This window comes from Streptomyces sp. NPDC016677 (assembly GCF_055562815.1).
On record NZ_JBVHEO010000009.1, the window covers coordinates 153,906 to 166,659 of the forward strand.

The 12,754-nt window shown below is 71.3% G+C and carries 13 protein-coding genes and 2 tRNA genes; 3 read left to right on the top strand and 12 right to left on the bottom strand.

The window, feature by feature from the left end:
• Positions 1-19: 19 nt before the first annotated feature.
• Both ACZ3IG_RS23825 and ACZ3IG_RS23830 read right to left on the bottom strand, forming a co-directional pair.
• Entirely contained in the window at positions 20-1,237 is a 1,218-nt protein-coding gene (locus tag ACZ3IG_RS23825; RefSeq protein WP_467434535.1) for a serine/threonine-protein kinase, read from the bottom strand.
• Positions 1,234-1,800: a DUF4365 domain-containing protein gene (locus ACZ3IG_RS23830; RefSeq protein ID WP_467434537.1), complete on the bottom strand. Its 567-nt coding sequence runs from the start codon at positions 1,798-1,800 to the stop codon at positions 1,234-1,236. Before ACZ3IG_RS23830 ends, ACZ3IG_RS23825 begins: the two co-directional genes overlap by 4 nt.
• A gap of 170 nt (positions 1,801-1,970) precedes the next feature.
• Between ACZ3IG_RS23830 and ACZ3IG_RS23835 the strand changes: the two genes are divergently transcribed.
• On the top strand, positions 1,971-2,696 hold the full coding sequence (locus ACZ3IG_RS23835; protein ID WP_467434538.1) for an exonuclease domain-containing protein: 726 nt from the start codon (positions 1,971-1,973) through the stop codon (positions 2,694-2,696).
• A 57-nt stretch (positions 2,697-2,753) separates the two neighbouring features.
• Here the strand turns inward: ACZ3IG_RS23835 and ACZ3IG_RS23840 are convergent.
• The 9 genes from ACZ3IG_RS23840 to ACZ3IG_RS23880 all read right to left on the bottom strand — a co-directional run bounded on the left by ACZ3IG_RS23840 (position 2,754) and on the right by ACZ3IG_RS23880 (position 10,887).
• A tRNA-Val gene (locus ACZ3IG_RS23840) sits at positions 2,754-2,825 on the bottom strand.
• Between the two features lie 39 nt (positions 2,826-2,864).
• Complete coding sequence (locus ACZ3IG_RS23845; RefSeq protein WP_467434540.1) at positions 2,865-3,311, bottom strand: SRPBCC family protein; 447 nt, start codon at positions 3,309-3,311, stop codon at positions 2,865-2,867.
• A 28-nt stretch (positions 3,312-3,339) separates the two neighbouring features.
• Positions 3,340-6,075 (bottom strand): exo-rhamnogalacturonan lyase family protein, encoded by a 2,736-nt coding sequence (locus ACZ3IG_RS23850; protein WP_467434541.1) that lies wholly within the window; start codon positions 6,073-6,075, stop codon positions 3,340-3,342.
• Between the two features lie 97 nt (positions 6,076-6,172).
• The gene (locus tag ACZ3IG_RS23855; protein ID WP_467434542.1) at positions 6,173-6,766 is read right to left on the bottom strand and encodes a hypothetical protein; all 594 of its coding nucleotides are present in this window, start codon (positions 6,764-6,766) and stop codon (positions 6,173-6,175) included.
• A gap of 10 nt (positions 6,767-6,776) precedes the next feature.
• Positions 6,777-7,649: a carbohydrate ABC transporter permease gene (locus ACZ3IG_RS23860; protein WP_467434544.1), complete on the bottom strand. Its 873-nt coding sequence runs from the start codon at positions 7,647-7,649 to the stop codon at positions 6,777-6,779.
• Complete coding sequence (locus ACZ3IG_RS23865; protein ID WP_467434545.1) at positions 7,646-8,602, bottom strand: carbohydrate ABC transporter permease; 957 nt, start codon at positions 8,600-8,602, stop codon at positions 7,646-7,648. Before ACZ3IG_RS23865 ends, ACZ3IG_RS23860 begins: the two co-directional genes overlap by 4 nt.
• A 14-nt stretch (positions 8,603-8,616) precedes the next feature.
• Positions 8,617-9,918 carry an ABC transporter substrate-binding protein gene (locus ACZ3IG_RS23870; RefSeq protein ID WP_467434546.1) on the bottom strand — a complete coding sequence of 434 codons (1,302 nt, stop codon included), beginning with the start codon at positions 9,916-9,918 and terminating at the stop codon, positions 8,617-8,619.
• A gap of 344 nt (positions 9,919-10,262) precedes the next feature.
• A tRNA-Val gene (locus ACZ3IG_RS23875) sits at positions 10,263-10,334 on the bottom strand.
• Between the two features lie 100 nt (positions 10,335-10,434).
• Positions 10,435-10,887 carry a TIGR02611 family protein gene (locus tag ACZ3IG_RS23880; protein WP_467434547.1) on the bottom strand — a complete coding sequence of 151 codons (453 nt, stop codon included), beginning with the start codon at positions 10,885-10,887 and terminating at the stop codon, positions 10,435-10,437.
• Positions 10,888-11,078: 191 nt separating this feature from the next.
• Here ACZ3IG_RS23880 and ACZ3IG_RS23885 point away from each other — a divergent pair, with 191 nt between their 5' ends.
• Together ACZ3IG_RS23885 and ACZ3IG_RS23890 are read left to right on the top strand one after the other, a co-directional pair.
• Positions 11,079-11,492: an SsgA family sporulation/cell division regulator gene (locus ACZ3IG_RS23885; protein ID WP_004002642.1), complete on the top strand. Its 414-nt coding sequence runs from the start codon at positions 11,079-11,081 to the stop codon at positions 11,490-11,492.
• A gap of 355 nt (positions 11,493-11,847) precedes the next feature.
• Complete coding sequence (locus ACZ3IG_RS23890) at positions 11,848-12,408, top strand: CGNR zinc finger domain-containing protein (RefSeq protein ID WP_467434549.1); 561 nt, start codon at positions 11,848-11,850, stop codon at positions 12,406-12,408.
• A 115-nt stretch (positions 12,409-12,523) separates the two neighbouring features.
• Here ACZ3IG_RS23890 and ACZ3IG_RS23895 read toward each other — a convergent pair whose 3' ends face one another.
• Positions 12,524-12,736 (bottom strand): hypothetical protein, encoded by a 213-nt coding sequence (locus ACZ3IG_RS23895; RefSeq protein ID WP_403541070.1) that lies wholly within the window; start codon positions 12,734-12,736, stop codon positions 12,524-12,526.
• Positions 12,737-12,754: the final 18 nt, after the last annotated feature.

Sequence of the window (12,754 nt, forward strand, 5' to 3'; positions counted from 1 at the left end):
GGCGAAACAGATACCCGGCTCAGTCGCCGGCGCAGGCCTCCTCGAAGAAGTCGAGGTCCTCCTGGAGGGCCTTGAGCATCCGGTCCCGGTCGGCGTCGTCCACCTGCACGGGCACGACCCCGCCCGCGCCGCTGAGCCGGCGGAAGCCGCCCCGGCTCTCCAGCCGGCCGTCCACCCGCACCGGCAGTCCGACGAGGTGGGCGTGGCCGGCGATACGGTACGCGTCCTCGTCGAGGGCGATCCGGACGTGCGGGACGTCGGCGCCGGACAGCACCCGCAGCCGTACGGTGCCCGCGCCGCGCGGTCCCGACCTGCGCATCCGGACGACGGTGCCGGTGAGACGCACCGGTACGGAGGGTTCGGCGCGCAGGTAGCGGGCGCCGGCCTCGCGCAGGACGGGCAGGTCTCCGGGCGAGAACTCGACGGGCTCGGCGGGGGCGGCACGGCCCTCGGGGGCCCCGGCCGCCGGGGCCCAGTCGACGGCGATCCGGGCGCCCTCGGTGCCCTGGACGAGGGCGACGAGCGCCTCGGTGAGTTCATGGCTGACGCCGGCCCCGACGGCGGTGTCGAAGGCGTCCAGGCCGCCGGTGGCCCGCTGGTAGTCGACGGCCTCGCGGGCCGCGTGGAGGGCCTGGTGGAGGCGGACGGCGAGGGGGCGGCCGGTGGAGACGGGCAGGCGCGCGGTGAGGCGGTGGCCGCCGGGGGCGGGGCCGACCAGGACGCCGGCCAGGGTCTCGGCGGCGGCGCGGCGGTGCCGGGCGCCGTAGTAGCCGGCCCGCGCGTGGGTGGCGAGCGCGCCGGCGAGCAGCATGCGGCGGGCGGCGGTGCGCAGCTGTTCCGCCGCGGTCCACGCGGTGGTCTCGCCGGGTCCGGCCGGTGCCTCCCGCCACCAGTGGATCTCGTCGCTGGGCACCGCGAGGCCGAGCAGCACCTCGCGGGCGGACGGGGTGCCCGCGCGGGTGAGGGCCAGCAGGGCCTCGGCCAGCAGGTCGTCGCTGTCGGGAAAGGCCCGGCTCTCGGGCACCAGCAGGCTGGTGGCGGCGCCGGCCGGGCCCGGCGGGGTCCAGCGGCCGTAGCGTCCGGGGGCGCCGCCGCGGCGCTGCCAGCCGTGCCGGCGCAGCAGGGCGGCGAGTACGGCCGGGTCGACGTCGGCCGGGGCGGGCGGCGGGCCGTCCCAGGAAGCGGCGGGGTGCGGGCGCACCGGCCGCAGTGGCCGGCCGGCGGGGCGGTGCGTCATGGTCTCCCTCCCGTCCCGACCCGCGTCATGATCTCGCACAGCGCCCGGTCGTCGAAGACGCGCGCGGTCGGCACCCGCACGGTGGTGCGGTGCCGGCCGGTGACGGGATGTCCGGCCAGGTTGATCCAGTAGCAGCAGTGTCTGAGGTCGAGGCGGTCGTGGCCGGCCCGCAGCCACTGGTCCTGGGAGCGGGGGACGATCATCACGACGAGGATCTTGTGGACCGAGACCGGGGTGCGGGCGAGTTTCGCCAGGTGCGCGTTGTCGAGCGTGAAGGAGAAGGAGCGGCCCGGCGGGTCCGGCGGGATCTGGTACGTCGCCTTGAGCTGCACCTTGATGGTGACCTCGTCGTCGACGGTGTGCCCGGGGGCGCTGTGGCTGACGTGCCAGTCGACGCCGTTGTCGGGGAACGGCTGGGACAGTGAGCAGCCGGCCGCCGCGGCGACCGCGTGCAGATAGCCGACCTGGAGCGTCTCCATGCAGGCGGTGACGGCGAGGGACCCGCGGACGGGCGCCGTGCGCTCGGGCAGCAGCCCGCCCCGTTCGGGCTGCGCTACGGCCATGAGCGGGCAGCCCTCCAGAACTGGTGTGTTCGCGCCGTGGGCCGCTGAACTGCGAGGACCCACACTTCTGTTGTGTCCTTCCGGCGTACGGCGCAAACAGCCCGGGTATCACCCGAGCGGGCAGCGGACGGAACGTCAACTGCCGAGGGTGATCGAGGGGTTGTGGTGGTATGACGGGCTGGTACGAAGGACCCCTGGCCGCGTTCGACACGGAGACCACGGGTGTCGACGTCGAGACCGACCGGATCGTGTCGGCCGCCGTCGTCGTCCAGGACGCCCCGGGCCTCCGGCCGCGGGTCAGCCGCTGGCTGGTCAACCCGGGCGTTCCGGTGCCCGAGGCGGCGACCGCGGTGCACGGGCTGACGGAGGAGCATCTGCGGCGCAACGGCCGCTGGCCGGCGCCGGTGATGTACGAGGTGGCGGAGACGCTGGCGGAGCAGGCCCGGACGGGGCGGCCGCTGGTGGTGATGAACGCGCCGTTCGACCTGACGCTCCTCGACCGGGAGTTGCGGCGTCATCGCGCCTCGTCGCTGGGGCGCTGGCTGGAGCGGACGCCGCTGCACGTCCTCGATCCGCGGGTGCTCGACAAACACCTGGACCGCTACCGCAAGGGCCGCCGCACCCTCACCGCCCTGTGCGCGCACTACGGCGTCCCGCTGGAGGGGGCGCACGACGCGGCGGCCGACGCGCAGGCGGCGCTGGAGGTGGTACGGGCGGTGGGGCACCGGTTCGCGGGGCGGCTGGAGCGCCTCTCCCCCGCCGAGCTGCACACGCTCCAGGCGGTGTGGCACGCGGCACAGGCGCGGGGGCTGCAGGCGTGGTTCGCGGCCAGTGGCACGGAGGAGGCGGTGGACCCGGCGTGGCCGCTGCGTCCGGACCTGCCGGCGGCGGCCTGAGGACACGGCGGGAACAGCGAAAAACCGGCCCGCCGTACGGCGGGCCGGTTCTCCCGGTGGGCGATACTGGGTTCGAACCAGTGACCTCTTCGGTGTGAACGAAGCGCTCTCCCACTGAGCTAATCGCCCGGGAACGCACTGAACAATACAGGTCCCGGCACGCTTCCTTCAAACCGCTGCCAGGTGGGCGGCCAGTCCGCGCCGCCCGGCCCGCATCATCAGCGCGTGGTTGGCGCGGAAGAGGGCCCTCCCGGGGACGGCGAGCCGGCGCAGCAGCGGCTTGCGGACGTCGACCTCCTGGTCGTAGCGGACGAGGGTGCCGGTCCCCTCGGGGGTGACCGTCCAGCGCGCCCAGCCCTCGATGTCGCCGCGGAGCGAGACCTCCAGTACGCCGGCCTCCGGATCGCGCCGCCCCTCCCGCAGGACCTGGGTGAGGTCGTACGGGAGGAGCGAGCGGGCGCGGAGGGTGCCGCTGGTGCCGTCGAGGCGGGTGACCTCGCGGACCTGCGGCCACCAGCGGGGATAGTCCTCGATCCGCTCCAGGGCGCGGTACACGGCCGGCGCGGGCGCGGGCAGCGTCCACAGGCTGCGGAAGCGGTAATGGTTCCAGTCCACGTCCGCAGCCTGCCCGGGCGGGAGCGGGTTACGGCATCCGGTCGCCCAGCAGGGCGAGGTTCTCGATGGCGGCGAGGCCGTAGAGGGCGGTGTCGTTGGTGGAGACCCAGGCCGCCTCGCTGCCGGGCACCAGCGCCATCGGGCCGCTGATCTTCTCCGTCGTCCAGGGGGACGATTCCTTGTAGCCGTCGGAGTTGTAGAACTTCTCCCACGCGCGCGTGGCGAGCTTCTCGTCGCCGGTCCGTACGGCGACGAAGGCGTCGAGGCGGGAGTGGCCCTGGAAGAGGATCAGGGAGCCGAAGTTGCTGCCGTAGCGCGCCGCCTGTTCGGTCTTGGAGGCGTTGAAGTAGCGGCAGTAGTCGTAGTACGCCTCGTTGAAGTCCGGGATGTCGACCAGGTCGATCAGCTCGGCGCACAGTTCGTTGAGGCCGAAGACCGCGGACAGGTGCGAGACGCCGACCACCGGCTGCTCGGCCACGGCGAACTCGCCGGTGTCGAGGTCGTACAGGCCGCTGCCCTGGACGAAGCCGTTGGGCTGGGCGGCGATGCCCTTCATGGTGGACAGCACCCGGGCCTTGGCCTTCTCCCACTTGGGGCCCTTGCGTTCCCACTCGGTGAGCCAGGCCGACACCAGGCCGCTCCAGTCGGTGCCGAAGCCGATCGACAGGGCGTGCCGGTCGGGGGTGTAGGGCTCGGTGCGGATCTTGCGGGTGGGGTCGAGGACGAGGAAGGTCTCGTCGGAGTCGACGTTGGCGTGCATGAGGTCGCCGACGCGTTCGTCGGCGGTGAGGAAGTAGTAGAAGCGGCGGTAGGTGGTGTTGGCGATGCGCTGCTGCTTGGCGCTGTCGGCGTAGTGCTGGACGCCGTGCCGGGTGCCCAGGCCCGCCCACTGGCCCAGGTGGTAGACGTCGACCTCGCCGGTGTGCCGGGTCATCGCCTCGGCGAAGCGGAAGATGTCGGCCCGGCCGCTGCGCAGGTACGCGTACCAGAGCCACAGGTCGGGCGAGAGTTCGGAGTTGTCCCAGGCGTAGCCGCCGACGTCGTACCGCCACTGGTGCCGGACGGTGTCGTAGGTGTGCATGATGTCGCCGTAGTCCCAGAAGCCGTACCAGCGGCGCTGCTCCACCTGGTCCTTGTAGTAGGTGAAGAGGAAGTCGAGGTGGTCCTCGATCCTGGCCTTGGCCGGGGTGGAGCGGTCGGGCTCGGCGTACAGGCCCTTGCCGAAGACGCCCGCCTTGACGAGCTGGGCCGGCGGGGCGGCGAGCTGCGGCAGGACGCGGACGGCCTCGACCTGCTCGGCGAGCGTCTCGGGGGTGGGGGTGGCGGCGTTGGCCCAGAAGAGGAGTTCCGAGGTGCGGGCGATGCCGTAGGGGGTGCCGAACTCCGGCTCGTAGTCCTCGTAGGTGATGTTGAGGCCCTCCAGTTGCTCGGCGTAGGTGTCCTGGCCCAGGCCGTCGTGGTAGAAGCGCAGGTCCATGGGCTGGGCCTCGGGTGACCAGAGCCAGAGGGTGACCTCGGCCTCGTCGGTCTGCGCGTCGCGGATGTCGAGCTGGGCGGGGTACTTCTCCCAGAAGTCGCGCAGGCCGAAGGAGAGCCCGCCGCTCACACCGCCGACGTAACCGAAGCCGGAGGCGCGCCGTCCGCCGCCGGCGCCGATCCAGCCGTGGCCCTTCTTGGTGCGCTTGCGCAGGGTGAAGCCGTCGGCGGAGAGCTGGGAGAGGGTGTAGTCGCCCCACTCGGGGATGTACGGGAGCCGGGTGGTGACCCGCTGGTCCCAGGTGGCCGGGTCGGGCAGCTTCTCCCCCGCGTACTGCGCGGCCTGGACGGCGGCGCCCGGGTCGCGGCGCAGTCCGGTGATGCCCTTGACGGCTTCGCGCAGCAGGCCGGTGCCCTCGCCGCCGATGCGGATGTGCCGGTCGTAGGCGGCGTCGCGCATCGGCACGGTGAAGCGGACGCCGAGACCCCGGATGAAGTCGCCGGAGGCCTTTCCGGGCTCCTGGGTGCCGTCGAAGGTGATGGTGTGCACCATGCGGAAGGAGTCGGCGCCCGCGTAGAAGTAGAGGCGCAGGGAGAAGGGGAGCCAGCTGCGGCCGCCCTTGCGGTGCTTGCCGTCGATCCGGACGACGGCACGGACCGGGCCCTCCTGCTCGACCGCCACCTGTGAGATCGCGCCGTCGAAGCGCTCGTACTTGACCGTGCCCTGGTCGCCGTCCTCGATCTCGGGCTGGCGCAGCAGGACGAGGCGGCCGTTCCTGGCGATCTCGGTGGAGCCTCGGGTGACGGACTTGACGAGGGTGGAGCCGTCGGTGCCGATCCGCGCGGTGATGACACCGGTCGCTATGTCGATCCCCCCGCCGCGCCGGGTGACGGTGACCTTCCTCTCGGGGGCGGCCGGGGTGCCGGTGGTGAGGGTGAGCCTGCCGGAGCCCGAACCGACCGCGTGCGCCGTCCACTTCAGGGAGCCGTCCGGCCAGTACGCCAGCGGCCAGGACTGGGTGGGTACGGCCTTGCCGTCGGCGTCGGTGACGGCGAAGGTCTGGTCCGGCTGGTGGGTGCCCTTGGGCCAGGGGACGCCGACGGTGGAGCCGGGGGCGGCGCCCAGGCCGCCGTCCTCCAGCCAGTCGAGGGTGACGGGGGCGTCGTCGGCGGTGCCGGCGGCGGGCGCGGCCTGGGCCTCGCGGGTGCCCAGGGCCCAGCTGAACTGGGCGGCGGCTCCGGCGACGGCGGCGGCCTTGAGGAGGGATCTGCGGGGGATGGAAGCCATCAGGGATCAGCTTTTCCTTCCTTGCGGGTGCAGGGATATGTCAAGGGCATGACAGAGAGAGGCACGGCGCGCGGGGCGCCGCTCCCCAGGGGGAGGTTCAGCCGCGGCCGTACCGCCGCTCCACGGCGACGGCCGCCGCCGCGACGGCCCCGAGGACCGGGACCGCCAGCGGCGCGACGAGCAGCGCGGAACCGGCGACGACCGCCAGTCCGCAGACGATCAGCAGGGAGCCGGCGGGGTCGCGCAGGGTCCGGCGCCCGGCGGCGGCGAGCAGCGCGCGCCAGGAGGCGCCGGGCGTCCACACCGCCGCCGCGCGCAGTCCCGTCACCACCAGGGCGAGCAGCGCCGTCAGACCGACCGCCCCGGCGAACGGGCCGCCGGGCAGCCCGGCCCGCGCGGCCTGGACATCCACCCAGACCGCGCCCGCCGCGACCCACCCGGCGAGCCCCACGGCCCATCCGCGGCGCACGGCCGCCCGGAAGTCGGCGGTGAACTCCCGTCGGCCACCGCCCTCGTGGGCGGTCCGGCGGCGCAGGTGCCGGGCGCCGGCGGCGAAGGCCGCGGGGTAGGTGACGACGCCGAGACAGGCCACGGCGATCCACACCCCGGTGAGCATGCACTCGGCGAAGACGGCGAAGCGTTCGCCGCCGAACACCGGCTCCTTGCGCGCCTTCACAGGTGTCCCAGCCATACCGGCCGCCTCACTTCAGTCCGGAGGTCGCCATGCCGTCGATGAGATAGCGCTGGAAGGCCATGAAGAAGGCGACGACCGGGACCAGCGCGACCAGCGACATCGCGATCATGCTGCCGTAGTTGGAGATGCCCTCCTGGTCGCGGAACATCATCAGGCCGAGCGAGACGGTGTACTTGGAAGGGGTGTTGAGGTAGATCAACGGCCCCATGAAGTCGTTCCAGGCGTTGATGAAGGTGAAGATGGCGCTGGTGATGAGGGCGGGACGGCACAGCGGCAGCACGATGGACCAGTAGGTCCTCAGGTGCCCGCAGCCGTCGAGCTTGGCGGCCTCGTCCAGCTCGCGCGGCAGCCCGCGCATGAACTGCACCATGAGGAAGACGAAGAACGCCTCCACGGCCAGGAACTTGCCGGCCACCAGCGGCACGAGGGTGTCGACGAGTTCGAGCTTGCGGAACATCACGTACTGCGGGATGAGCAGCACGTGGTACGGCAGCAGCAGCGTGCCGATCATCAGGGTGAACAGCAGGTTCCGCCCGGCGAACCGGATCTTGGTGAAGGCGTAGGCCGTCAGCGAGCTGGAGAGTACGACACCGACCACGGCGAGCACCGCGTACGTCAGCGAGTTGACGAAGAAGCTGCTGATGGAGATGCCGGAGATGCCGTCGGCCAGTCCGGAGAAGTTGGCCCAGACCGGCTCGGTGGGCAGCAGGTCGAGGCTGGCGATGATGTCCTTGCTCGGCTTGAACGCCGCGCCGACGACCCAGATCACGGGATACAGGACGACCGCGAGGACGACGAGCGCGCCCACGTGCCAGGCGATCGACCCGGTGCGCCGCCGGTCGTTCGCGGTGCGCGCGGCGGGGCTGGTGGCGGTGGTCACTTGGCGGCCTCCTCGTAGTGCACCCACTTCTTCTGCGACCAGAACAGCACCGCCGTCACCAGCGCCACCGCGACCACCAGGGTCCAGGCCATCGCGGAGGCGAAGCCCATCTGGGCCTCCTTGAAGCCCTTCTGGTAGAGGTAGCAGGTGTAGACCAGGGTGGCGTCGGCCGGTCCGCACCGGGTGTCGGAGACGACGTAGGCGGAGCCGAACACCTGGAAGGCGTGGATGGACTCCAGCAGTACGTTGAAGAACAGCACCGGCGAGATCATCGGCAGCGTGATGTTCCAGAACCGCCGCAGCGGCCCGGCCCCGTCCACCTCGGCCGCCTCGTACAGCTCCCGGGGGACCTGCTTGAGGCCGGCCAGGAAGATGACCATCGGCGCGCCGAACTGCCAGATGCTCAGCGCCACCAGGGCGTACAGGACGTAGTCCGGGTTGCCGATCCAGCCGCCGACGTCCAGGCCGAAGATCTTCTGGCCGCGGTCCACGATCGCGTCGTCCGAGAACAGCGCCCGCCACACGAAGCCGACGGAGACGCTGGCGCCGATGAGCGAGGGCATGTAGAAGGCGGCCCGGTACAGTCCCTGTCCGCGCCGCTTCTGGGCGAGCAGCATCGCGACGCCGAGCGCCAGCAGCAGTTTCAGCGGGGTGGCCACGACGACGTACTTCAGGGTGACCTCGACCGACTTCTGCCAGCGCGGGTCCTGGAACATCGTGGTGAAGTTGTCCAGCCCCACCCACTGCGGCGCCGTGAACAGGTTGTAGCTGGTGAACGCGTAGTACAGCGACGCGATCATCGGCCCCGCCGTGAGCAGCACGAACCCGGCGAGCCACGGCGACATGAAGAGGTAGCCGGCGAGGTTCTCGCGGCGCCGCCCGCGCCGCCCGGCCGCGGGAACGGCGGACCGCTTCCCGGCCGGGGGTGCGGGCGCTTCCTTGACGAGCGTCATGGTCGTACGTCCCCTCAGCCCGCGAAAGCGGCCTTGGCCTCGTTGAACAGCGTCTTGGCGGCGTCGGCCGGCTTGGCCTTGCCCTGGGCGACCTCACCGCCGATGCGCAGGAACGCCGCCTCGATGACGTCGGAGCCGGACGGGTGCGGGGTGATCTTCCCGAGCAGCCCGGCGGCGGCGACCTCCTCCTCGTACGCCTTGACGCCCTTGTTGTTGTCGTCGGTGGGGGTGAACGCCTCGTACTGCTCGCTGGTGGCCAGGATGCCGCGGTCGTAGCCCATGATCTTGCCGACCTCGGGGTCGTGCACCATGAAGTCGATGAACTGGGCGACTTCCTCGGGGTGCTCGGTGCCGCTGAAGGCACTGAGCATCAGCGAACCGAGGTACTGCCCGGTGTCCTTGCCGTTCGTGGTCGGGATCGGCGCGAGCCCGTAGTCCGACTCGCCCTCGCCCTCGTAGCGGATGGAGAAGTTGTCCCAGGTGAACTCGCCCGCGGCGAGCCCCGCCGACAGGCCCGACTTGGGCTTGACCTGCTCGATCTTCTTCGGGTCGGCGACGAGCCCGGACCGTACGCGCTTGTAGCCGTCCTCCCACCACTGCGTCAGGTCGTCCTCGGTGAAGCCGAGACCGGTGTCGGTGTAGAAGGCCTTGCCGTTCTGGCGCAGATACAGGTCGTAGAGGTACATGATGGTGAAGTAGCCGGTGTCGCCGGCGATCTTCAGCTTGTCCTGGATCGTCTGGAGCGCGTCGAAGTACTCGTCCCAGGTCCAGCCCAGCTCGGGCTCCAGGCCCGCCTTCTGGAAGGCCTTGAGGTCGATGACGAGGGCCATGGTGTTGGCGCCGACGGGTATGCCGACCTGCTTGTCGTCGACCTGACCGACGGTCAGGACATTGTTGCGGAAGTTCTCCAGGCCGAGATTTCCCGCGTCGGCCTGCGTCTTGAGGTCCATCAGGACACCGCGCTTGTCGTACTTGCGCAGGAAGGTGACGGAATTCTGGAAAACGTCCGGCGGATTTCCACCGGAAGCCTGCGTCTGGAACTTCTCCCAGAACGCCTCGTAGTCCGTGAATTCCGGCTTGATCTTGATCTTCGGGTACTTCTTCTCGAAGAGGGCGATCGTCTTCTTGATGGCGATGGCCCGCGGCTCGCCGCCCCACCAGGCATAACGGATCGTCACCGTGCCGTCCCCCGAGCCGCTGCCGCCACCGCACGCGGTGGCCGTCGCGGCCAGCCCCGCGACGGCCAGCGAGGCCCCCGTCGCCTTGAGGACCGTCCGCCTTCCGACCCGCCCCTCGACATTCCCGCCCTGCTGCATATGAGCCTCCCCGCGACGTTGCGTTCGCCCCATGAATCGTTTCAAGTAAGCGCTTGCTGGCACAAGGTACGGAGGGCCCAGGGGCGCGTCAATGATTCGGACAGGAATTGATGTGCGGGAGAAGCCGGGCCACCGCACGGCGGCCACCGCCGTGCGGGTGCGCGCCGGCCGTGAAGACCCAGGTCCGCGTCGCGCGGTCGACGGACCGAACAGCGCCGGACCGGGCCGGCCGACCACGCGGCAAGGTCACGGTTGGGTGAAGGCCGGCCAAGCCGTTGCGTGGCCGCCGCAACGACGAGGCGGCCCGGCTCACGATCGTGAGCCGGGCCGCCTGATGATCCCGGTGGGCGATACTGGGTTCGAACCAGTGACCTCTTCGGTGTGAACGAAGCGCTCTCCCACTGAGCTAATCGCCCGGGTGCGGAAAGAACATTACCGCATGTCAGGGGGTGCCCGTGACCAGCCACCCGCTCGCGAGCGGGTCCCGGGGCACCCCCGGGGCCCGCTCGGCTCAGCTCACTGGTCCTCGATCTTCCACGGCATCACCAGGCCGAACTTCCACAGGTAGAAGCCGGCGATCGCCCCGATGATCAGCAGGCCGATCACCGTGAGAATGATGTTGCGCCGCCGCACCCTGGGGTCGAGCGCCCGCTGCGCCGCCTCGGTCACTTTCCGTTTGGTCCAGCGCAGCACCAGCTGGGCCCAGACGAACTCGGTGGCCCAGATCGCCATGCCCCCGAAGATCACCACCCAGCCGGGTCCGGGCAGCGGCAGCATGATGACGCCGGCCACCACGACCGCGAGACCGACGACGAAGACCCCGACCTGCCAGCTCATGTGCAGTACGCGGCGCGCCCTGACGAATTCGGGTGCCCGCGACCCGAGGCCCCGCTCGTCCTCCGCCTTCTCCGCCTTCGTCCCGTCCGCCATCGCGGCCACCTCGACCGGCTCGCTACGCCCCGTGTTCATACGGCCAAACCCTACCGGAGCGAAACGAGTCACCGGAATGGACGCAGCCCGCCCGCGATTCCTCGGCCGGAAGGGGTACGTAAAGGCACGCAAAACACTCAGAGGGGTTTACAACGGCACCGTAGGTGGCATGTCGATTTCGCCGACGTGCGAATCCCCGAGCGCACACTGAGCGAAAGGCCCTGGCGCTTATGAACACCACGGTCAGCTGCGAGCTGCACCTGCGCCTCGTTGTGTCGAGCGAGTCCTCCCTGCCTGTCCCCGCAGGCCTGCGGTACGACACGGCCGATCCCTACGCCGTGCACGCCACCTTCCACACCGGAGCCGAGGAGACCGTCGAGTGGGTGTTCGCCCGTGATCTCCTCGCCGAGGGGCTGCACCGCCCCACCGGCACCGGCGACGTCCGTGTCTGGCCGTCGCGCAGTCACGGTCAGGGCGTCGTGTGCATCGCCCTGAGCTCTCCGGAGGGCGAGGCCCTGCTCGAAGCCCCGGCGCGGGCTCTGGAGTCCTTCCTGAAGCGCACAGACGCCGCCGTGCCGCCCGGCACGGAACACCGGCACTTCGACCTCGATCAGGAACTCTCGCACATCCTGGCGGAAAGCTAGGGCGAGACCCCCGAACCGCCCGGCGCCGTCGACTCGGGGTGACGGACCGGGCCAGGACAGCCGTTCACGGCACACACACCGGCGTCGCCGCCGCGGACCACCGCGGGGCGGCGCCGGTGTGCGTACTCCCACCGGGAACCACGGCCGGGCCGCCACCGTTGTACGGGCACGAGAGACGGCGGGCCCGCGAGACGGCGGGCACGGCACAGACGTGCACGGAACGGGCGGCGGCGGAGCGGGCGGGCACGGAGCGGGCACGAGAGGCGGCATCGGGGCCGTACGGCCGGCCGCGGATGCCACTACCATCGGCCAGCATCCGCGGGCACCCGCCCGTCCCCAGGCCAGGGAGCGAAACGTGCTGATCACCCACGACACCCGGTGCGCGCTCGACACCGTGGTGGATCTGGTGAACACCGCACCGGAGGACGAGTCGTCGCCGGACGGGCTGCCGGACGTCGCCGCCCTCACGGATTTCGTGCGGAACCACAAGATCAGCGATGTCGGCGTGCTCTCGGAGTTCGATCTCTCGGCGGTGCGCAAGGTGCGCGGCCGGTTCGCCTCCGCCTTCGCGGCCACCGACACCCGCGCCACCGCCGGCCTGATCAACGAGCTGGTCGCCGCCGCGGGCACCACCCCCCGGCTCACCGACCACGACGGCTACGACTGGCACGTCCACTACTTCGCCCCCGGTGCCTCCGTAGCCGACCATCTGGCGGCCGACTGCGGGATGGCCCTGGCCTTCTTCGTGGTCGCCGGGGAGCGGGAGCGGCTGCGGCGCTGCGAGGCGCCCGACTGCCGGCGCGCCTTCGTCGACCTGTCGCGCAACCGCTCACGGCGGTACTGCGACAGCCGGACCTGCGGCAACCGGCTGCACGTGGCGGCCTACCGGGCGCGGCGCAAGGAAGCGGCGGGCTGAGCCGGCCCGGGGCTTCCCGGGCGGTCCCGGGATTCCCGGGGCGGCCCGCAGGCTCCGGCAGGACACAGTCCCGACGCGCCCCCCGGCGGGTGGCGCCGGGGAACGCGGGTACGGCTCACAGCAACAGCAGGTCGTGCAGCGAAGCCATGAGCAGCAGGAACCCGATCACCGCAAGGAAGATCATCAGCGGTGGCTGGGAAAGGGCGAAGAGGCATCCGCGTGGCTCTTGGGGCCGGGAGGCGGTATCGCTCTCTGTGGTGTCCAGCTGTGTCGTGTCCAGCATCTCGCGGCGATGATGGCGCAGTTCGGAGCCCGACGCGATCAACACGCCCGCAAGGCACCTGTG